This is a genomic window from Comamonas aquatilis (genome assembly GCF_965139575.1).
Classification (GTDB): domain Bacteria; phylum Pseudomonadota; class Gammaproteobacteria; order Burkholderiales; family Burkholderiaceae_C; genus Comamonas; species Comamonas aquatilis.
This window is the reverse complement of the sequence record NZ_CBCSIW010000019.1, coordinates 64,204-83,018: the sequence shown is the minus strand read 5'-3', so window position 1 is coordinate 83,018 and position 18,815 is coordinate 64,204. Positions and strand designations below refer to the sequence as shown.

Genomic DNA, 18,815 nt, shown 5'->3' with positions numbered 1-18,815 from the left:
ACGACGTGCTGCATGTGGAGTCGGAAATTGTGGAGATCATCCCCTCCCAATCCAAGCCCAACCGCGCCATGGTGCGCGTGCTCTGCCAGACCAAGAACCAGCGCGGCGAGGTGCTGCAGCGCTTCAGGCCCAAGATGGTGTGCTTCAAGCGGCCTGCGGCTTGAGCAGGCCGCACCCCGCCTTTTTCCTGGCGACCTCGACAAAAGCCTGAGCGGCGGGCGATAGCTTGCCGAAGTTCAGCGCCGCCAAGGCGATTTCCCTGGGCCGTGGCGGATGCAGGCGGCGGTAGACCACACCGGCCGACGGCTCTGGCAATGCCAGGCGGGCAGCGACCGTGATGGCCTGGCCCTGGGCCACAAAACCCATCATGGAGCCAAGCTGCTCGAAGCGGAAAAGCGTTCTGGGCACCGCGCCGTCTGCGGCCAGAAACTGGTCGATATACGGCCCCGAGCCGGCAGCCGTGCGGATAAAGGGCTGATCGTGCAGATCGCTGGCGCTAATCGCTGACTTGACCGCCAGCGCGTGAGACGCCGGCAGCACGGCCACCAGCTCGTCCATGGCCAGCTTCAGGGTTTCAAAGCGCTCATCGGGCAGGACTACAAAGCCCAGCTCCACCCGCCGCTCCAGCAGCCACTGGACGACAACAGCGTCCACGGCCTCATCGATCTGCACCTCCACCAGCGGATGGACCTGCTGGTATTCCAGCATCAAAGCCGGCAGCAGCTGCAACGAGGTGCTGGCCCCGAAAGAGGCAATGCGCAGCGTGCCACGGGCAATACCGCGCTCATAACTGGCTTCCTGATGCAGCGCCTGCTTTTGCTGCAGGATGTCGTTGGCCCGGGTCAGCAGCTTGCTGCCCACCGGGGTCAATACGGTCCCTGCGCCTTCGCGGCTCAGCAGACTCACCCCCAGCTCGGTTTCCAGCTGTTTGATGGCGTGGCTGACCGCGCTTTGCGTAATGCCCAGCGCCGAGCCCGCGCGCGAGAAGCTGCCCACCTGGGCCAGGACGGAAAAGATTTCCAGCTGCGTGAAAGTCATGAGCTTTTACTCATTCGACGATGAATCAAGATAAGCAGATAGTACGACACCATGATCTGTTCTCGCTATTCCACGCATCTGGGTTTGGTCGGCATGGCCGCTTTCTGGGGAGCCTCCTGGCCATGGGGCCGCGTCGTCGCTCAGGCCATGCCGCCGCTGGCGGCAGCCAGCTTGCGCTTTGTGCTGGCCAGCCTGGTGCTGTTTTTGTGGCTGTACCGCAGCGGACGCCTGAGTACTCTGCGCACGCTCAACTCCCGGCAATGGGCCGGGCTGGCCTGCGCAGCAGCAGTCGGCGTGCTGGGCTACTCGATCTTCTTTTTGCTGGCGCTGCAAACCGTTGCGGCCAGCAAGGCGGCCATGGTGGTGGCGCTCAACCCCGTGCTGACGCTGATGTTCGCGGCCCTGCTGTTTCGTGAAGCGCTGAACTGGCTGATGGGCCTGGGGGTGGCGCTGGCCGTATCGGGGGCGCTGTATGTACTCAGCGGCGGCTCGCTAAGCGCTTTGCAGCCGGGCCAATCCGGTACCGGAGAATGGCTGCTGCTGGGCTGCGCCGCCTGCTGGGTTGCTTACACCCTGGTGGGACGCATGGTGCTGGTGGCAGTCGACTCGCTGACCGCCACCACGCTTACGGCGGCCATGGGTGCAATTTTGCTGCTGATTGCCAGCCTGACGCTGGAAGGACCAGCGGCCTGGCGCGACCTGGCTGACGCGGTACCAGCCGCCTGGTACAGCCTGCTGGCTCTGGCGCTGGGCGCCACAGCCCTGGCCTATGCCTGGTATCTGAATGGCGTCAAGGTTCTGGGCGCCGGTGCGGCCGCTGCCTATATGGCCCTGGTGCCGCTGTTTGGCTCGGTGTTTTCCAGTCTGTGGCTTGGTGAGCCCATCACCCCCTCTCTGGTGACGGGCGGCGCCATGGCCATTGCAGGCATGTTGACCATGAACTACGGAAGATTGGCCATGCTGAAAACCGCAAGCACGGCTTAGTGCCAAGAGCCTGCGGCGCTCAGTTAATCTATTGGCTGACGCGAACCGAGGACCCAAACATGAACGAATACATCTTGCTGATGCATCAGGATGCTGTGCACACCGAAGCGGCCTGCGACCCGCAGCAATGGGAGCAGTACCTGGGCCAGTTGCGCAGCAGCGGGCAATTCGATGGCGGCAGCTCCATGGCTCCCGGGCTGCGCCTGCGAAAGAATCAGGTGGACCAGCCCAGCGCCAGCGATCTGGGCGGCTTCATTCGCGTACGTGCCGTCAGCCTCGAAAGCGCCAAGCAGTTTCTGGTTGGCAATCCGGTCTACGAAGCCGGCGGCACGGTGGAGATCCGGGAATTGCCCCGCAGCTGACATGAATGGCAAGACAGGGGGCTGAGGCAGCGCCGGGTGACGGCGCTACCGGTAGTTTCAGGGAGACGCCAATCCAGGCCTGGCGGGCGTCAGCTCATAGGTCACCCAGGCGGTGGGCTGGGCAAGCCGGTCATAGAGCTGGCGCGCAGCAGCATTATCCTGTGCGGTAATCCAACGCAGCAAAGGCCAGCCCCTGCGTTCGGCGATGGACCCAACTGCGGTGATCAGACTGCGCCCTACACCGCCTCCCCTATGGCCTGGCAGAACAAAGAGATCGTCGAGAAAGCCGACCTCCTGCCCCAAAAGCGGTTCGGGAAAGCCACGGTAGTGAGCCAGGCCTAGAAGCTCTCCTGTCGCCGAGACTGCCACCATGGCTTCCTGAGGATGCTGAGGCGACATCAGCCATGACCAGGTTCTCTGCAGAATCTCCTCATTCATGGGTGATTGATAGAAATCCGCGTACTGCCGGTATAGCGACTCCCATTGGGTTCGATCGCTGGGCCTGATCTCTCTGAGCACCAGCGTGGCGCTGTCTGGATGGTTTTTGGTATTCATCTGGCTTATCTCTTAAAGGGTTCACGCCGCGCCAGCGGTGCAGCTCCGGGGTTGGCCATGCTTGCGGCTCCTACCATGAGACGGCGGCAGGGGCCGGGCCTGGGTGAGAGGGAAAATGCGGCAACACCTCCTCGGCAATCTCCTGCAGCACCTGCGCCACAGGCCGCTGCGAGAACTGCACGCCAAGGGCGGCGTGATTGACCCCGGCCTCCTGCCATTGCTCCAGCAAATCGATCAGGCCCTTGCGCCCGGTGCGCAGCACATAGCCGCCATGCATGGGCGTACGTGGAAAGTCGGCATCTTCCACAAGATCCAGCCACTCGTTGCTCATATGCGGGCGAAAGCCGCCATCAGGAATCATGGCGCGCCAAGCCTGGATTTTCTCTGCAAGGCGCTGAGGGCCCTGGCGCGTATGGGTGGGCCCGGGATAAGTCAGCCAGCCGTCGGCATGCTCTGCGATCCAGGGCAGCGATTGGCCGGAGGAGCCGGTGACTATCAGCGGAAGCACGCCGTTTGTAGGCTTGGGCAGAAATTCTGCGCCATCGATGTGGCCCAGGGGGGGAATCAATAACCGGTCTGCCCTGCTGCAACAACTGTCTAAAGTAGGTCACAGACTGCGCAAAGCGTTCCCCGCGCTTGCCATGCTCGAGCCCATAGGCAGGAAACTCGACGGGCCGGTCACCAGAGGCAATTCCCAGCACCAGCCGCCCGCCGGAGAGCTGATCTATGGTGGCCGAAGCCTTGGCCAGCTCGATAGGGTGGCGCAGCGAGAAGATCGCGCTGCCAGTGGCCAGCGCAATCGTCTTGGTCTTGGCGGCCAGAAATGCCAGATAGGTGAAAGGATCGAAGACCTGTCCCGCATCGCCAAACGAGGGATCGAACAAGGGCACGTCTCTGACCCACACGGCAGCGAATCCATAGTGGTCAATGGCACTGACCAGCTCGGACTGGCCGTCCAGCACCTGCATATCACCTTGATAAAACCGCAGCGGCAGAAAAACGCCCAGAGTCAGAGCATCCGGCGCGAACATGCGGCGGTAGCCAGGGTGCGCCGCAAAAACGGGGGCAGAAGCGCCGCCAAAGGAAAGACTATCGTTCATTGCTGTTCCTGTTCGCATTTCATGCGCCCGTTGCGGGGGCGGGCAAGCTAACGCCTTTGCGTACCGCTGGTCTGCTGGCCACGCGTTCATGCCAGGCGGACAGATGAGTGAATGCGCTGAAGTCGAAATCAATGATTCGTGCGATATGGCTCCAGCCGAAATGGGCGATATCTGCGATCGAATACTCCTCGCCGGCCAGATACGCATGACTGGCAAGACGCTGATCCAGCACTGCGAAAGCAGCATTACTTAGTTGGCGGTATCGCTCGATGGCAGCAGGATTTTTCTCGCCGCTTTCCAGTTCGAAGTGAACGCGCTGGCCTATCAGCGGCCCGACGCTGGAGGCATGAAACAGCAGCCACTGCATGGCCTGCCAACGCGTCTGCGGCAAAGTCGGCAACAGGCGGCCGGTTTTCTCTGCGAGGTAGAGCAGGATGGCGGCAGACTCGAACAGTGTGATCCCCGTCTCGTGGTCCACCAGCACCGGAATGCGACCATGCGGATTCAGGCGCAAAAAATCAGCTTGGCGGTTCTCGCCTTGCTCAATGCGCACATGCCTGAGCGTGTATGGCAAGCCCAGCTCCTCCAGAGCGATGGTGATCTTGAAACCGTTGGGAGAGCTGTCGGTATAGAGCTCGATCATGGCCTGCTCTCCTGGCGGCTCGCTTGAGCAGGAACTGAGCCTGGGAGCGTGGCCAGGCGCTGCGGCCATGAAATCCCGGGGTGCAAAAAATCAAGCCAGGAGACGCATTGCGTCGTGCGCAAGCGGACAGGGTTAAGCCGCCAGTGCGGATGAGTCATTTCAAGATCCAATCAATATAGTTTTACTAAATCTGTTAAACACCACAAACTGGATCAATCATCTATTTCAATGCTCAAATAGTGAAACGATTGTTTCTTGTTTTATATTTAGAAAAACTATATTCAATGCCTACTCATCTGCCTCTGCAAGCGCTGCGCACCTTTGTCGAAGTCGGGCAGCGCGGCAGCATCAAGGCTGCAGCCGAAGCCCTGCACGTGACTTCAGGTGCCGTAAGTCAGCAGATACGGCTGCTGGAGGAGCGGCTGGAGACGGTGCTGTTCACCCGGGAAAGACTGGGTTTGCGCCTTACCGAAGCCGGAGCCAGCCTCTACCCCTCGCTACTGCAGGCCTTCGCGCAGATAGAAAGCGCCGTGGCAGCCCTGGAGGCAAGCAAGAAACGCCCGACTCTGACGGTCAGCACGGTGGCCAGCTTTGCCGCGTCCTGGCTGGTGCCGCGCCTGGGCCGTTTCAATCAGCGCCACCCCGAGATCGAAGTGCGGGTCGAGGCCACGTCGGACTTGGCAGACATGCGTCGCGATCGTGTGGATGTGGCCTTGCGCCACGGCCTGGGCAACTACCCCGGTCTTGAGGTCAAGCGTCTCATGGCGCCGGTGCTGGTGCCCGTGGCCAGCCCCGGCTTGCTGGCCGGCGATCAAGAACTGAATCGGCCGCAGGACTGCCTGAACTACCCGCTGCTGCATGACAGCGACCGTGCCGACTGGCCGCTGTGGCTGGCTGCGCACGAGGCCGCCCCTGATCCGCGCGCAGAACGCGGCACCGCGTTCGAGGACGACTTTCTGCTGATTCGCGCCGCTGAAGCCGGCCAGGGCCTGGCACTCGTTCCCGAGGTCTATGCCCGCGAGGAAATCGCCGCCGGCCGCCTGGTGCAGGTTCTGGACAAGCCCTGGCCGGCCAGATTTGCCTACTATGCGGTCACCCGCCCCGACGCCATGCAACGCCCCGAAATCAAGGCATTCATCCATTGGGTCAGCGAGGAAGCGGCGGCCAGTCTCTAAGCTTGCTTGGCTCGCCAGGGTGAGTCTCACAGGACAAACCGGCCTCGCCACCCAAGCTTTCGCCGCCAGCCACGGCACAGCGCCCAAGCAAAGCCGCCCCAGCCTGCGTACCATCTCGCATCTGAGCCCCGGCAAATGTTTCCCTGGGGCCGACTTGCTTTCATGATCCAGCTTTCTCTACTCCAGCGCCTGCGCGCCGAATGGGCCCCCAGCATTCCCCGCGAACTGCTGGCAGGCTCCGTTGCCACTTTTGCCCTGATCCCCGAAGTCATTGCCTTTTCCTTTGTCGCGGGAGTAGACCCATCGGTAGGGCTTTTCGCTTCCTTTGTCATCAGCATCGTGATTGCCGTGTTTGGCGCCCGGCCGGCCATGGTGTCGGCGGCAGCGGGCTCGGTCGCCCTGGTGGCTGCGCCGCTGATGGCCTCGCACGGCTTGCAATACCTGTTGGCGGCCGGCTTGCTGGCCGGGGTCATGCAAATCGTATTTGGCCTGTGCAAGATGGGCATGCTGATCCGCTTTGTCTCCAGCTCGGTGCGCACCGGCTTTGTCAATGCGCTGGCGGTGCTGATTTTTTCAGCCCAACTGCCGCATCTGCATGGCGCCAATACCGCCACCTGGGCCATGCTGGCGCTGGGCCTGGCCATCATCTACGGCCTGCCCTGGCTGGGGCAGCGGCTGCAGCTCAAGGCGCTCACAGCCATCCCTTCGCCGCTGATCTGCGTGGTGGTGCTGACACTGCTGGCCGGCGCCATGGGCCTGCCCCTGCACACCGTGGCCGACCTTGGCAAGCTGCCGGACAGCTTGCCCAGCTTTGGCCTGCCCGAGGTGCCTGCCAGCCTGGAGACGCTGCGCATCATCGCCCTGCCCGCCCTGGCCATCGCCATGGTGGGCATGCTGGAATCGGTGCTGACGGCCGCCGTGGTCGATGATCTGACCGGCACGCCCAGCAACAAGAACCGCGAATGCACCGGCCTGGGCCTGGCGAATATGGCGGCCAGCGTGTTTGGCGGCATTGCCGGCTGCGGCATGATAGGTCAGGCCGTTGGCAATGTGAAATACGGCGGCCGCGGCCGCTTGTCCACGCTGTTTGCCGGCGTTTTCCTGCTGATTTTGATGGTGGCGCTCAAGCCCTGGGTCTCCAGAGTGCCGGTGATCGCCCTGGTCGCCATCATGGTGATGGTGTCGGTCTCCACCTTCGACTGGAAGTCCCTGGGCAATCTGCTGCGCCATCCGCGCCTGTCCAGCGGCGTGATGCTGAGCACGGTGCTCATCACCATTGCCACCCACAATCTGGCCACTGGCGTGATCGCGGGCGTGCTGCTCTCCGGCCTGTTTTTCAGTGTCAAGGTATCGAGCATGCTCAGCGTGAGCCGCATGGATGACGCCCCAAACGGCGCGTACGGTTGGCAGGTCAGCGGTCAGGTGTTTTTCGCTTCGGCCGATGCGCTGATAGAAGCTTTTGACGTACGCGCTGCGGCAGGCCGGCCCGTATGCATCGACGTCAGCCGCGCCCAGTTCTGGGACATCACGGCCGTGGGCGCTCTGGACAAGGTGGTGCAGCGCCTGCAACAGCATGGCTGTACCGTGGAAGTCATAGGCATGGATTCCGCCAGCCAGCGCCTGCTGCAACGCATCAGGGCCTGAGCCCAGTCTTTACAGCCTGCAGGACGGAATGACCGCCCCAGCCCGACCCTGTGGCTCAGGCACCGAGCGCAAAGCGGTGGCTCTCCTGCACCAGCGCCTCCAGCAGCCACTGCACGGCGGCATCCGAAGGCCGGTGCAGCGGCAGCAGCGCATGCACCTGAAACGGCACGGAGAATGCCAGCGGCCGCACCACCAGCTGCGGCCCGGCGCAGGCGCGCGCCGTCAAGGGGTTGACGATGGCCACCCCCAGCCCATGCTGCACCATGGCACATACGGCCACGGCGCTATGGGTTTCCAGCTTCAGCAGGCGGGCCACGGCAGCGCGGGCAAACACCGCATCAATCTGCAGGCGATAAGGGTCGTCACGCGCCAGACTGATGAATGGCTGGCCGGCAAAATCCTCGGCCCTCAGCAGCGGCTTGGCCGCCAGCGGGTGGTTGACAGGCAGCACAGCCACCTCATCCATGGCCGGCAGCGGCAGGCTGCGTGTGCCCGGCGGTGCATCGGCCTGCTCGGTCAGGCCCAGATCAAAGCGCTGGGCGGCCATCCATTCCTGCAGCATCGGCCCCTCTTGCGTGGCCACGCTGACAGCGACCGCGCCATGCTGGCGGTATAGCTGGGCCAGGGCCCCCGGCAGCAGGGCATGGCTGAGGGCCGGCAGGCTCAGCACGCTGATGTGCGCGGCCTGGGGCCGACCCAGCTCCTGCGCACGCTCCACCACGCGCTCCAGCCCCTGCCAGCTGCGCTGCACCTCGTCCCAGAGCAAAAGCGCGCGGGCATTGGCGCGCAAGCGGCCTTGCACGCGCTCGAACAAGGCATAACCCAGCAACTGCTCCATGCGCGCCAGCTCCCGGCTCACCGTGGGCTGGGAGGTATAGAGCAGCTGCGCAGCCCCCGTGACGCTGCCCGCCGTCATCACGGCGCGAAACACCTCGATATGGCGATGGGTGATGCGCGCGGTCGAATCGGGGGATGCAGAACTCAGAGACATGTGGCAAAGCATATCCAGATTGAATAAACCTCAAATAAAAAGCGATTGGACTGAATGATTAAAAGCACCCATCATCGGCACAATCCTTAGATTCCAGTAAGAACAAGCCATGTCCAACCCTTTCTCCCCTGCCCAGCTGTGGGCCCTGGCCGACGAATTCGGCACGCCGCTGTGGGTGTATGACGCGGCCACCATCCGCGAGCGCATTGCCCAGCTGCAGGCTTTCGACACCGTGCGCTTTGCGCAAAAGGCCTGCTCCAACATCCACATCCTCCAGCTGATGCGCGAACAAGGCGTAAAGGTGGATGCGGTCTCGCGCGGTGAAATCCTGCGCGCCCTGGCCGCCGGCTTCACGCCCGGCTTTGGCGAACCCAGTGACATCGTCTACACCGCCGATGTGATGGACGAGGCCACGCTGGCCACCGTGGTCGAGCACCAGGTTCCCGTGAACGCCGGCTCCATCGACATGCTGCACCAGCTGGCTGCCGTGTCCAAAGGCCACCATGTCTGGCTGCGCATCAACCCCGGCTTCGGCCACGGTCACAGCAACAAGACCAATACCGGCGGCGAGCACAGCAAGCACGGCATCTGGCACAGCGAGCTGGAACAGGCCTTGGCCGCCATCAAGTCCGGCGGCCTGGTGCTGGCCGGTCTGCATATGCACATCGGCTCGGGTGTGGACTACGGCCATCTGCAGGAAGTCTGTGGCGCCATGGTCAAGCTGGTGGAACGCACCAAGGCGGCTGGCATTGATCTGCACGCCATCTCGGCCGGCGGCGGTCTGTCCATCCCTTATCGTGATGGCGATGCCACCATCGACACCACCCACTACCACGGCCTCTGGGATGCGGCACGTAAGCAAGCCGAAGCCATCGTAGGCCACAGCCTGGATCTGGAACTGGAACCCGGCCGCTTCCTGGTCGCCGAATCCGGCGTGCTGCTGGGCACGGTGCGCGCCACCAAGAATGCGGGCAGCAACCACTTTGTGCTGGTCGATACCGGCTTCAACGAGCTGATGCGCCCCAGCATGTACGGCAGCTACCACGGCATGGAAGTGCTGCGCCGCGACGGCCAGCAACTGCCCGCGCAAGACAGCGTGGTGGCCGGCCCGCTGTGCGAGTCGGGCGACGTATTCACCCAGGGCGACGGCGGCGTGGTGCTGCCGCGCTCGCTGGCCGGCGCCACGGTGGGTGATCTGCTGGTGATTCACGACACGGGCGCTTATGGCTGCTCCATGTCCAGCAACTACAACACCCGCCCTCTGGCTGCCGAGGTGCTGGTGGATGCAGGCCAGGCCCGGCTGATTCGCCGCCGCCAGACCGTGGACGAGCTGCTGGCGCTGGAAACAGGTCTGTAATTCGCCCTGTCCATGCAAAAAGCCCGAAGCACAGTTGCGCTTCGGGCTTTTTTATTCCTGATTTGATAGCTTGTAGCGCTTATCGCATAAGCGCTACAACCCAAAAAACCTCAAAACTTACTCACCGCGCGCATCGCGCGCCATCAGGTACTGCACAGCTTCCGAGACCGGCAGCTTGCCGTCCAGCAAGGCCACCACGGTTTCGGTGATGGGCATTTCCACGCCCAGATGCAGCGCACGCGCCAGCACGGTGCGCGCGCTGTACACGCCTTCGGCCACATGGCCCAGCGAGGCCACGGCCTGCTCCAGCGTCTTGCCCTCGGCCAGCAACAAGCCGACTTTACGGTTGCGCGACAGATCGCCGGTCGCAGTCAGCACCAGATCGCCCAAACCCGATAAGCCCATAAAGGTTTCGGTACGCGCGCCCAGCGCCACGCCCAGACGCGTCATCTCGGCCAGGCCGCGGGTGACCAGAGCCGCACGGGCATTCAGCCCCAGTTGCAGCCCGTCGCACAGGCCGGTAGCAATGGCCAGCACGTTTTTCACGGCGCCACCTACTTCCACACCCACGATGTCGGTATTGGCATAGACACGCATGGCATCGCCGTGGAAGGCGGTCACCAGCATCTCGCTGACATCGGCATGGGCGCTGGCCGCGACCAGGGCCGTGGGCTGGTTGCGTGCCACTTCGGCCGCAAAGCTGGGGCCGCTGAGCACGCCGCAGCGCAGCTGGGGCGCCACCTGCTGGCAGACTTCATGGGCCATTAGGCCCATGCTGCCGGCTTCTGCATCGGCGGCCACGGCTTCAAAGCCTTTGCACAACCAAACCACGGGCACGCTGCAACTTTTTAGCTTGCCCAGCCATTCGCGCAGCGCTGCCATGGGCGTGCCCAGCACCACCAGATCCGCGCCGCGCACCTGCTCCATCACGTCGCCATGCACCACGGCCAGCGCTGGCGGGAACTGAACGCCCTTGAGATAGCGCGTGTTGGCACGCTCGGTCTGCATGGCCTGCGCCTGAGCGGCATCACGCGCCCAAAGGGTGACCGTGCGCTTGTCCGGGCGGGCTGCGGCACTCATGGCCAGGGCCGAACCCCAGGCTCCGGCGCCTATGACAAGAATTTTCATATACGAATATTGATAGCAGTTAGCGCAATCCACATAAGCAAAAGAGGCCGCTCGGGCCTCTTTTTTATGCCTGAGCCCTGATTTTTGCACACTGCAAAAACCAGGCCCGCAGACGCTGCTTACTGAGGCAGCTGACCTTCGGTCTGTGCGGCCGCAGCGGCTTGCTGCTGCTCGTACATGGCCTGGAAGTTGATTTCAGCCAGGTGCACGGGCGGGAAGCCGGCGCGAGTCACGATGTCGGCCACGTTGCCACGCAGGTAGGGATAGATGATCTGGGGGCAGGCAATGCCGATCACGCCACCCATCTGGTCTTCGGGCACGTTGCGGATTTCGAAGATACCGGCTTGCTTGGCTTCGACCAGGAACACGGTCTTGTCCTGAATCTTGGTCTGCACGGTAGCGGTCACAGCCACTTCAAACACGCCTTCGGCCACGGGAGTGGCTTCCACGCCCAGTTGGATATCTACGCTGGGCTGTTCCTGCTCCAGCAAGATGGCGGGAGAGTTGGGTTGCTCCAGGGACAGGTCCTTGAGGTAAACGCGCTGGATCTGGAAAACGGGAGCGTTGTCTTGTTCGGCCATGATGAGATGCTTCTTTCGGGAAAACAAAGTCTGGGAAATGCAAATGCCCGTTGCGCGCTAAGTCACAACGGGCATTTCCAGGAAATAGCAACTGGCATTATGCAGTGCAGCACAAGCCCCGGAAGCCAAGTCCCGGGGCTGCTCACCGGGGATTGCCCCATGGGCAAAGCCTGGCGGATGCTGCAATGCGATAAGCACAGGCGTCTGGCAATCAGCTCTGTAGCAAAGGCAGCAGGCCGCCCTTGGCGTCCAAGGCCATCAAATCATCACAGCCGCCCACATGGGTCTCGCCGATGAAAATCTGCGGCACGGTGCGGCGACCGGTGGTCTGCATCATGTGATCGCGGGCAGCGGCATCGACGTCAATGCGCACTTCCTCGATCTGTTCCACACCCTTGGCCTTGAGAATCTGCTTGGCACGAATGCAAAAAGGGCAGACGGCGGTGGTGTACATCTTGACGGCTTGCATGAGCAACTCTTCCTGTGGGTCGGTTCGCCGGGGCTGCGGCACTTGCGCCAGCCCGGCTGTTCAGGCCCGCATGCGTCCGGCGAGGGCGCGTTACGGGCTGCTATCTAAATCATCTGAGAGCAGATGGGGATGGATCAGGCTTTTTCAACGGGCAGGCCCGCAGCGCGCCAGGCCTTCAGGCCACCAGCCAGGGCCTGGGCCTTTTCATAGCCCAGCTTCTTGGCAATGCCTTCGGCGCGCGATGCGCGGGCACCCTTGGCGCAGACCAACACCAGGGGCAGGTTCTTGTTCTTGACCATGGTGGGCAGCTTTTGTTCCAGCTCGCCCAGGGGCAGATTCTTGGCTCCGTTGACGTGACCCGCAGCAAACTCGTCGGGCTCGCTCACATCCAGCACCACGGCTTTTTCGCGGTTGATCAGGTGCACGGCTGCAGCAGCCGACAGCGAGCCTGCACCGGCACCACGCACGATGGGCAACAGCAGCATCACGCCCGATGCCACGGCAATCAGGATCAAATACCAGTTATCGATGATGAATTTCACGTCATTCCTTGGGATGGCAAACCTGCCGATTTTAGAGGGTAGGCCCGGCTGTTCGCCCGGCGGGCCGTCTGAGGCAGTGCGAAATCAAGGGCAAGTGCCTGATCCCCAAGGGTCGGCGCCCTGCCCGCACACCCGGCGCTAACGAAGAAATCCCCCAAACTCCATGCAACAAAGCGTGTTGCCACTATCCCGACGGCTGAATGGAAAAATGCAAACCCCTAAAATAGCGGGCTTTGACTTTGCGTCATAACTGCTTTGCTACTTTGAGAGAGTCCATGTACAAGCTCGTTCTGATCCGCCACGGTGAATCCACCTGGAACCTTGAAAACCGTTTTACCGGCTGGACCGATGTGGATCTGACTTCCACCGGTATTGAGCAAGCCAAGACTGCCGGCCAGTTGCTCAAGGCCGAAGGCTATGAATTCGATGTGGCCTATACCAGTGTGCTCAAGCGCGCCATCCGTACCCTGTGGCACGTGCTGGACGAGATGGACCGCACCTGGGTGCCCGTGGTGCACCACTGGCGCCTCAACGAGCGCCACTATGGCGGCCTGCAAGGTCTGAACAAGGCCGACATGGCCAAGCAATATGGCGAAGCCCAGGTGCTGCAATGGCGCCGCAGCTATGACGTGCCGCCACCCGCACTGGAAGCTTCGGACCCACGCAGCGAGCGCTCCGACGTGCGCTACGCCAAGCTGCAGCCCGAGCAAATCCCGCTGACCGAGTGCCTCAAGGACACCGTGGAACGCGTGATTCCGTTCTGGAACGAGTCCATGGCACCCGCCATCAAGTCCGGCAAGCGCATTGTGGTCACGGCCCACGGCAACTCCATCCGCGCCCTGGTTAAATACCTGGACAACATCGCCGACGACGAAATCGTCGGCGTGAACATCCCCAACGGCATCCCTCTGGTCTATGAACTGGACGAGAACCTGAAGCCGATTCGCCATTACTACCTGGGCGATGCGCAAGCAGCAGCCAAGGCGGCCTCGGCTGTGGCATCTCAGGGCAAAGCCTGATACCCATGCCCCGGACGGCTGGCCCAGCCTTGCAGTCCGGGGCAAGAGCAACGCAAGAGCTATGGAACCTCATAAGCCTTGCGCCATCCAAGGTGTATATTGCGAATGGTTAAAGGGGTGCTATGGGTCAAAAAATCAAAATTGCTGGCTGGATTTCTGTAGGCGTGGTGGCCGGTGCGTTGACCACGGTATCCCTGCAAACCCTGGCCCGTGGAGGCGTCACGCCTTTGCCGCTTGAGGAAATCCAGCAACTGTCCGCGGTTTTCGGTCTGATCAAGACCGATTATGTAGAACAGGTCAGCGATAAAAAGCTGATTACCGATGCCATCTCCGGCATGGTTTCCAGCCTGGACCCGCATTCTCAGTATTTCGACAAGAAATCCTACAAAGAGTTTCGTGAAGGCACGAGCGGCAAATTCGTCGGCGTGGGCATCGAGATCACCATGGAAGATGGACTGATCAAGATTGTCTCCCCCATTGAAGGCTCGCCCGCCTTCCGCGCCGGCCTCAAGACCGGCGATCTGATCACCAAGATTGACGAAACTGCGGTCAAGGGACTGTCGCTCAACGACGCGGTCAAACGCATGCGTGGCGAGCCCAATACCAAGGTGCGCCTGAACATCCTGCGCAAGGATGAAAGCCGCAGCTTCCCCGTCACCATCACGCGCGAAGAGATCAAGACCCAGTCCGTCAAGGGCAAGCTTGTGGAGCCGGGCTATGGCTGGATTCGCCTGAGCCAGTTCCAGGAGCGCACGGTGGACGACTTTGTGCGCAAGGTCGAGGAAATCTACAAGCAAGATCCGAACATCAAGGGCCTGGTGCTGGACCTGCGCAACGATCCCGGCGGCCTGCTGGATGCGGCCATCGCCATCTCTGCAGCCTTTTTGCCTCAGGATGCCAAGGTGGTCTCTACCAACGGCCAACTGGAAGAAAGCAAGGCCACCTATACCGCGTCGCCCGAGTTCTATGCTCAGCGCGGCCTGGGTGATCCGCTACAGCGCCTGCCTGCCGCACTCAAAAAGCTGCCCATGGTCGTACTGGTCAACGAAGGCTCCGCCTCGGCCAGCGAAATCGTGGCTGGTGCCCTGCAGGATCACAAGCGGGCCACCATCATGGGCAGCCAGACCTTTGGCAAGGGCTCGGTGCAGACCGTGCGTCCCCTGGGACCTGAGACTGCCTTGAAGCTCACTACGGCCCGCTACTACACGCCTAGCGGCAAGTCGATTCAGGCCAAGGGCATTGTCCCGGACGTGATGGTCGACGAAACCGCAGAAGGCGATATTTTTGCCGCACTGAGCATGCGGGAAGCCGATCTGGAGAAACATCTGTCCAGCGGACAGGGTACCGAGGAAGTCAAGAACGAAGCCTTGGAAAAATCCCGTGAAGAGGCACGCAAGCGCCTGGAAGAGGAATCCAAGAAGCCCCTGTCGGAACGACGTTTACCCGAGTTCGGCTCGGACAAGGACTTCCAGCTGCAGCAAGCTCTGAACAAGCTCAAAGGTTTGCCCGTCAAGGTCAGCAAGACATTGACTGAACGCCCGCCTGAACCCAAAGCAGGTGACAGCACAGACAAAAAAGAGACCGACAAGAAGAGCAGCGACAAAAAGGCAACGGACAAGCCATCCGATCAAAAGCCAAGCCCAGAGAAAAAAGGCCACTAAGCCCTCGCTACTGCCTTCCCCATCGAGCCGGGCCCTTGCCCGGCTTTTTCATGCTGACTACAGTTACGACATGAATCAAAGGAAACCCACCTGATGAATGATGATCAGCTGCTGCGCTATTCGCGCCATATCCTGCTCGATGAAATCGGCATCGAAGGACAGGAGCGTATTTTGGCCTCCCATGTGCTGGTGATCGGTGCTGGAGGGCTAGGCTGCCCGGCCGCTCTCTACCTGGGCTCTGCCGGGGTGGGGAAAATCACCTTGGTCGACCACGACACCGTGGACATGACCAATCTGCAGCGCCAGATTGCCCACACCCTGGAGCGTGTGGGCACTCCGAAAGTGGACTCCGTGCGTACCGCCGTGCACGCCATCAATCCTGATGTGCAGTTTCACGGTCTGCAGCAGCGCGCCACCAAGGAGTTGCTTGATGAACTGGTTCCTCAGGCCAGTGTGGTGCTCGACTGCACGGACAACTACCAGACTAGACACCTCATCAATGCGGCTTGCGTGCGGCACAAAACGCCCTTGATCGAAGGTGCAGCCATCCGGCTGGACGGCCAACTGATGGTTATCGATCCCCGCGAACCGGATGCCCCCTGCTATGCTTGCATCTTTCCTCCGGACGCGCAGTTTCAGGAAGTTCAATGCTCCACCATGGGTGTGTTTGCACCCATCGTCGGCCTCATTGGAACCATGCAGGCCGCCGAAGCCTTGAAGCTGATAGCAGGCTTTGGCAAGCCATCCTCCGGACAACTTCAGATGCTGGACGCACGAACTATGGAGTGGAGCCGTATCCGTGCGACCCACAACCCGGACTGCCCAGTTTGTCTAAACAATTTGTAGGCCTGGCTCTGACGAGCGTGCCGCTTACCTGCTGTCATGCCGGCTTGAGGCCATACGCCACAATCGGTTGCATAGACAGGTTCATGGGCAACACCGTCCGTGAAATGACCTAGTTGGAACTACTGTGAAGCTGCGCACCTTTTTCGTTGAAGACAATCCAACAATTCGTGAAAATCTGATAGCTACCTTGGCAGAACTGGCCGAGGTGCAGTCGGTAGGCATTGCCGAAACAGAGACCGAGGCCACAGACTGGTTGGCCCAGCATACCGATGCCTGGGACCTGGTGATCGTGGATTTATTCCTGCGCCAAGGCAGCGGTCTGGGCGTGGTTACCGCATTTCAGCAACGCCTCCCCCATCAAAAAATGATTGTTCTGAGTAACTATGCCACGGCCGATGTGCGCCGCCGCTGCCAGGATTTGAATGTCGATGCGACGTTTGACAAGTCCAATGAAATTGATTCTCTGATCGATTTCTGCATGGACCTGAGCAATCAGAAAAATCTGGGAATTATGAATTCCAAAAAATAAAAAAGGCTTGATTTTCAAGCCTTTTTATTTTAATCAATCGATTAATCTATTTTTCAATGCGTAATAAGTCAGATCACTATTGGAAGAAAGACTCATTTTTTCCATTAACCGTGTTCTGTAGGTGCTGACCGTTTTAACGCTGAGAGACAATGACTTGGCAATATCGCCAGCTGTTTCGCCTCTTGCCAGCTTGAGAAATACCTGGAACTCCCGTTCGGACAGTTGCTCGTGCGCGGGAGCATCATCCTTGCGATTGAGCTGCTGAGCCAACAGATCGGCCACGGCGGGCGTGAGATAGCGGCGCCCCAGTGCCACGGTGCGAATGGCCTCTGCAATTTCCTGGGGCTCGCACTCCTTGTTGAGGTAGCCGCTGGCGCCCTGACGGATCAGATTGATGGCGTAATGCTCCTCAGGGTAACCACTGAGTATCAAGATACCCATATCGGGGGCTTTTGCCCTCAGCATCGCCAAGGCATCAATACCGCTTTGCCCGGGCATGGACAAATCCATCAGCAGGACATCCACCTCATGCTCACGAACCAGATCAATCGCCTCCCGACCATTGGCGGCCTCTCCAACCACCCGCAAGTCCACATGTTCGGAGAGAAACTGGCGCAAACCCGAACGGACGATTGCATGGTCATCCACAATGCCAACTTTAATCATGAATACCTCTTTTTCATGAAGCTACGCTAGATCTCGCAGCGCTTCACCGGGGTTGACCGACATGCACACGTCAGTCATTGACGATAAGATTATGCAGAATATCAGGAAATTAGCTTGTAGGTGAGAGGATGTAGATGCGCTGGATACATTTGCGCAAAATTGCAATCAGCTTGGTGATTGCAATCATTGCCGCGGTACTGATGGCCAGTATTAATGAAGCGGGTTACGTGCGTTCCATGACGGCTCTGGACACGCTGACACAGACTCAAAATACCCGCGCAAAAATCAATCAGTTAATGCAACAGATTCTGGATGCCGAAACCGGTCTGCGCGGCTACCTGCTGACAGGAGAGGATCGCTACCTCGACCCTTACACCGATGCCACGCTGGCCATCAACGGCACCATGGATGAGCTGCGCAAGATCTTCATTCTCAACCCCAGCGATCTGGCCACCTTCTCTCCCCTGGCGCGTCATGTGGAGCGCAAGATCAGCGAAATGGAACTGAGCCTTCGCCTGTACCGCCAGGGCAATAACGATGCTTGGCGCTTTGTGATGTTCACCGATGTCGGCATGGAGAACATGGATGCCATACGCGGGTACAGCAAGATGCTTCTGGCCGGCATCGAAAAGCAGAGCGAGCGCGATGTCATCGATATCGAGCACACGCTGGCCCTCTCCCGAATCGGTATCGCCACGGTCACCGTGCTGGGGATTCTGGGATTTTTCATGTATCTGCGCCAGGCCCATCTGCTGCAACTGGCCAATCAGCGCGAGCAAGAAATTCAGCGCGATGAACGCAATCGACTGGAAGAAATCGTGCGCGAACGCACGGCCACGCTGACGGAACTGGCCACCCACTTGCAACAGGTACGCGAAGATGAGCGCGGTCACCTCGCACGTGAGCTGCATGATGAACTGGGCTCCCTGCTGACTGCCGCCAAGCTGGATGTTGCACGCCTCAAGTCCAAAATCGACGTCAGCGCACCAGAGGTTGGGGAGCGCATCACCCACTTGATAGCGACACTCAATAGCGGCATTGCCCTCAAGCGTCGCATCATTGAAGACCTTCGCCCCTCCTCGCTGTCCAACTTGGGCCTGACCACGGCACTTGAAATCCTGACACGCGAATTCGCCGAACGCAGCGGCCTCGACGTGGAGTCGATTCTGGAGCAGGTGGATCTGCCGGAATCCACCCAGTTGACGGTTTATCGCGTGGTGCAGGAATCACTGACCAATATCGGCAAATACGCCAGAGCCCAGCATGTCATGGTGACGGTACACAATTACCCGACCTATGTGGCGGTGCAGATCCAGGACGATGGAGATGGATTTGAAACCGCCAGCATGCGCCCCAACTCCCACGGGCTTGCGGGCATGCGTCACAGGGTAGAAGCCGCAGGCGGTCGCCTGACGGTTTCATCGCAAATCGGCAAAGGCACCACTATTTCTGCCGTCATTCCACTGTCAACCCTGCCGGTTTGACAAGAGTGTCGCAGCGCGTTCCTGCAGCAATCAGCATCTGC

Annotated in this window: 19 protein-coding genes and 1 pseudogene; 10 read left to right on the top strand and 10 right to left on the bottom strand. The window is 60.6% G+C overall.

Annotated elements, in window-relative coordinates:
• Positions 1 to 144: 144 nt before the first annotated feature.
• On the bottom strand, positions 145 to 1,038 hold the full coding sequence (locus ACNAZA_RS18210) for a LysR family transcriptional regulator (protein WP_415797939.1): 894 nt from the start codon (positions 1,036 to 1,038) through the stop codon (positions 145 to 147).
• A gap of 51 nt (positions 1,039 to 1,089) precedes the next feature.
• Here ACNAZA_RS18210 and ACNAZA_RS18205 point away from each other — a divergent pair, with 51 nt between their 5' ends.
• A complete protein-coding gene (locus tag ACNAZA_RS18205) occupies positions 1,090 to 2,022 on the top strand; it encodes a DMT family transporter (RefSeq protein ID WP_415797938.1) in 933 nt (310 codons plus the stop codon).
• 59 nt (positions 2,023 to 2,081) lie between these two features.
• Positions 2,082 to 2,384 carry a YciI family protein gene (locus ACNAZA_RS18200; protein WP_415797937.1) on the top strand — a complete coding sequence of 101 codons (303 nt, stop codon included), beginning with the start codon at positions 2,082 to 2,084 and terminating at the stop codon, positions 2,382 to 2,384.
• A 57-nt stretch (positions 2,385 to 2,441) separates the two neighbouring features.
• Here the strand turns inward: ACNAZA_RS18200 and ACNAZA_RS18195 are convergent, their stop codons facing one another.
• The 3 genes and pseudogenes from ACNAZA_RS18195 to ACNAZA_RS18185 all read right to left on the bottom strand — a co-directional run bounded on the left by ACNAZA_RS18195 (position 2,442) and on the right by ACNAZA_RS18185 (position 4,682).
• A complete protein-coding gene (locus ACNAZA_RS18195; RefSeq protein WP_415797936.1) occupies positions 2,442 to 2,939 on the bottom strand; it encodes a GNAT family N-acetyltransferase in 498 nt (165 codons plus the stop codon).
• Positions 2,940 to 3,009: 70 nt separating this feature from the next.
• Positions 3,010 to 3,970 (bottom strand): annotated as a pseudogene (locus ACNAZA_RS18190) (LLM class oxidoreductase).
• A gap of 88 nt (positions 3,971 to 4,058) precedes the next feature.
• On the bottom strand, positions 4,059 to 4,682 hold the full coding sequence (locus tag ACNAZA_RS18185) for a glutathione S-transferase family protein (protein ID WP_415797934.1): 624 nt from the start codon (positions 4,680 to 4,682) through the stop codon (positions 4,059 to 4,061).
• A gap of 284 nt (positions 4,683 to 4,966) precedes the next feature.
• Between ACNAZA_RS18185 and gcvA the strand changes: the two genes are divergently transcribed.
• Positions 4,967 to 5,857: a transcriptional regulator GcvA gene (gene gcvA / locus ACNAZA_RS18180; protein ID WP_415797933.1), complete on the top strand. Its 891-nt coding sequence runs from the start codon at positions 4,967 to 4,969 to the stop codon at positions 5,855 to 5,857.
• A 162-nt stretch (positions 5,858 to 6,019) separates the two neighbouring features.
• A complete protein-coding gene (locus ACNAZA_RS18175; RefSeq protein ID WP_415797932.1) occupies positions 6,020 to 7,501 on the top strand; it encodes a SulP family inorganic anion transporter in 1,482 nt (493 codons plus the stop codon).
• A 55-nt stretch (positions 7,502 to 7,556) separates the two neighbouring features.
• Here ACNAZA_RS18175 and ACNAZA_RS18170 read toward each other — a convergent pair whose 3' ends face one another.
• Complete coding sequence (locus ACNAZA_RS18170; protein ID WP_415797931.1) at positions 7,557 to 8,492, bottom strand: LysR family transcriptional regulator; 936 nt, start codon at positions 8,490 to 8,492, stop codon at positions 7,557 to 7,559.
• A 109-nt stretch (positions 8,493 to 8,601) separates the two neighbouring features.
• Here ACNAZA_RS18170 and lysA point away from each other — a divergent pair, with 109 nt between their 5' ends.
• Positions 8,602 to 9,849: a diaminopimelate decarboxylase gene (gene lysA / locus ACNAZA_RS18165; RefSeq protein WP_415797930.1), complete on the top strand. Its 1,248-nt coding sequence runs from the start codon at positions 8,602 to 8,604 to the stop codon at positions 9,847 to 9,849.
• 117 nt (positions 9,850 to 9,966) lie between these two features.
• Here lysA and ACNAZA_RS18160 read toward each other — a convergent pair whose 3' ends face one another.
• The 4 genes from ACNAZA_RS18160 to ACNAZA_RS18145 all read right to left on the bottom strand — a co-directional run bounded on the left by ACNAZA_RS18160 (position 9,967) and on the right by ACNAZA_RS18145 (position 12,569).
• Positions 9,967 to 10,977 carry an NAD(P)H-dependent glycerol-3-phosphate dehydrogenase gene (locus tag ACNAZA_RS18160; protein WP_415797929.1) on the bottom strand — a complete coding sequence of 337 codons (1,011 nt, stop codon included), beginning with the start codon at positions 10,975 to 10,977 and terminating at the stop codon, positions 9,967 to 9,969.
• A 119-nt stretch (positions 10,978 to 11,096) separates the two neighbouring features.
• Positions 11,097 to 11,558: a protein-export chaperone SecB gene (gene secB, locus ACNAZA_RS18155; protein WP_120971869.1), complete on the bottom strand. Its 462-nt coding sequence runs from the start codon at positions 11,556 to 11,558 to the stop codon at positions 11,097 to 11,099.
• 211 nt (positions 11,559 to 11,769) lie between these two features.
• A complete protein-coding gene (gene grxC, locus ACNAZA_RS18150; RefSeq protein ID WP_120971368.1) occupies positions 11,770 to 12,027 on the bottom strand; it encodes a glutaredoxin 3 in 258 nt (85 codons plus the stop codon).
• 134 nt (positions 12,028 to 12,161) lie between these two features.
• Positions 12,162 to 12,569: a rhodanese-like domain-containing protein gene (locus ACNAZA_RS18145; protein ID WP_120971369.1), complete on the bottom strand. Its 408-nt coding sequence runs from the start codon at positions 12,567 to 12,569 to the stop codon at positions 12,162 to 12,164.
• 275 nt (positions 12,570 to 12,844) lie between these two features.
• Between ACNAZA_RS18145 and gpmA the strand changes: the two genes are divergently transcribed.
• From gpmA to ACNAZA_RS18125, 4 genes are all read left to right on the top strand, one after another.
• Positions 12,845 to 13,588 carry a 2,3-diphosphoglycerate-dependent phosphoglycerate mutase gene (gpmA, locus tag ACNAZA_RS18140; protein WP_415797928.1) on the top strand — a complete coding sequence of 248 codons (744 nt, stop codon included), beginning with the start codon at positions 12,845 to 12,847 and terminating at the stop codon, positions 13,586 to 13,588.
• A gap of 122 nt (positions 13,589 to 13,710) precedes the next feature.
• A complete protein-coding gene (locus ACNAZA_RS18135; protein ID WP_415797927.1) occupies positions 13,711 to 15,249 on the top strand; it encodes a S41 family peptidase in 1,539 nt (512 codons plus the stop codon).
• A gap of 93 nt (positions 15,250 to 15,342) precedes the next feature.
• A complete protein-coding gene (locus ACNAZA_RS18130) occupies positions 15,343 to 16,095 on the top strand; it encodes a HesA/MoeB/ThiF family protein (RefSeq protein WP_415797926.1) in 753 nt (250 codons plus the stop codon).
• Positions 16,096 to 16,219: 124 nt separating this feature from the next.
• Positions 16,220 to 16,624, top strand: a complete 405-nt coding sequence (locus ACNAZA_RS18125) for a response regulator (protein ID WP_415797925.1) — start codon at positions 16,220 to 16,222, stop codon at positions 16,622 to 16,624.
• Between the two features lie 33 nt (positions 16,625 to 16,657).
• Here ACNAZA_RS18125 and ACNAZA_RS18120 read toward each other — a convergent pair whose 3' ends face one another.
• Entirely contained in the window at positions 16,658 to 17,290 is a 633-nt protein-coding gene (locus tag ACNAZA_RS18120; protein ID WP_415797924.1) for a response regulator, read from the bottom strand.
• A gap of 134 nt (positions 17,291 to 17,424) precedes the next feature.
• On the opposite strand from ACNAZA_RS18120, the gene ACNAZA_RS18115 reads away from it, so the two are divergent.
• On the top strand, positions 17,425 to 18,774 hold the full coding sequence (locus tag ACNAZA_RS18115) for a CHASE3 domain-containing protein (RefSeq protein WP_415797923.1): 1,350 nt from the start codon (positions 17,425 to 17,427) through the stop codon (positions 18,772 to 18,774).
• Positions 18,775 to 18,815: the final 41 nt, after the last annotated feature.

What these genes read in the sequence shown, in the direction of transcription:
- ACNAZA_RS18210 (WP_415797939.1), bottom strand. Translation starts at nt 1,038, where the DNA reads ATGACTTTCACGCAGCTGGAAATCTTTTCCGTCCTGGCCCAGGTGGGC.
- ACNAZA_RS18205 (WP_415797938.1), top strand. Translation starts at nt 1,090, where the DNA reads ATGATCTGTTCTCGCTATTCCACGCATCTGGGTTTGGTCGGCATGGCC.
- ACNAZA_RS18200 (WP_415797937.1), top strand. Translation starts at nt 2,082, where the DNA reads ATGAACGAATACATCTTGCTGATGCATCAGGATGCTGTGCACACCGAA.
- ACNAZA_RS18195 (WP_415797936.1), bottom strand. Translation starts at nt 2,939, where the DNA reads ATGAATACCAAAAACCATCCAGACAGCGCCACGCTGGTGCTCAGAGAG.
- ACNAZA_RS18185 (WP_415797934.1), bottom strand. Translation starts at nt 4,682, where the DNA reads ATGATCGAGCTCTATACCGACAGCTCTCCCAACGGTTTCAAGATCACC.
- gcvA (WP_415797933.1), top strand. Translation starts at nt 4,967, where the DNA reads ATGCCTACTCATCTGCCTCTGCAAGCGCTGCGCACCTTTGTCGAAGTC.
- ACNAZA_RS18175 (WP_415797932.1), top strand. Translation starts at nt 6,020, where the DNA reads ATGATCCAGCTTTCTCTACTCCAGCGCCTGCGCGCCGAATGGGCCCCC.
- ACNAZA_RS18170 (WP_415797931.1), bottom strand. Translation starts at nt 8,492, where the DNA reads ATGTCTCTGAGTTCTGCATCCCCCGATTCGACCGCGCGCATCACCCAT.
- lysA (WP_415797930.1), top strand. Translation starts at nt 8,602, where the DNA reads ATGTCCAACCCTTTCTCCCCTGCCCAGCTGTGGGCCCTGGCCGACGAA.
- ACNAZA_RS18160 (WP_415797929.1), bottom strand. Translation starts at nt 10,977, where the DNA reads ATGAAAATTCTTGTCATAGGCGCCGGAGCCTGGGGTTCGGCCCTGGCC.
- secB (WP_120971869.1), bottom strand. Translation starts at nt 11,558, where the DNA reads ATGGCCGAACAAGACAACGCTCCCGTTTTCCAGATCCAGCGCGTTTAC.
- grxC (WP_120971368.1), bottom strand. Translation starts at nt 12,027, where the DNA reads ATGCAAGCCGTCAAGATGTACACCACCGCCGTCTGCCCTTTTTGCATT.
- gpmA (WP_415797928.1), top strand. Translation starts at nt 12,845, where the DNA reads ATGTACAAGCTCGTTCTGATCCGCCACGGTGAATCCACCTGGAACCTT.
- ACNAZA_RS18135 (WP_415797927.1), top strand. Translation starts at nt 13,711, where the DNA reads ATGGGTCAAAAAATCAAAATTGCTGGCTGGATTTCTGTAGGCGTGGTG.
- ACNAZA_RS18130 (WP_415797926.1), top strand. Translation starts at nt 15,343, where the DNA reads ATGAATGATGATCAGCTGCTGCGCTATTCGCGCCATATCCTGCTCGAT.
- ACNAZA_RS18120 (WP_415797924.1), bottom strand. Translation starts at nt 17,290, where the DNA reads ATGATTAAAGTTGGCATTGTGGATGACCATGCAATCGTCCGTTCGGGT.
- ACNAZA_RS18115 (WP_415797923.1), top strand. Translation starts at nt 17,425, where the DNA reads ATGCGCTGGATACATTTGCGCAAAATTGCAATCAGCTTGGTGATTGCA.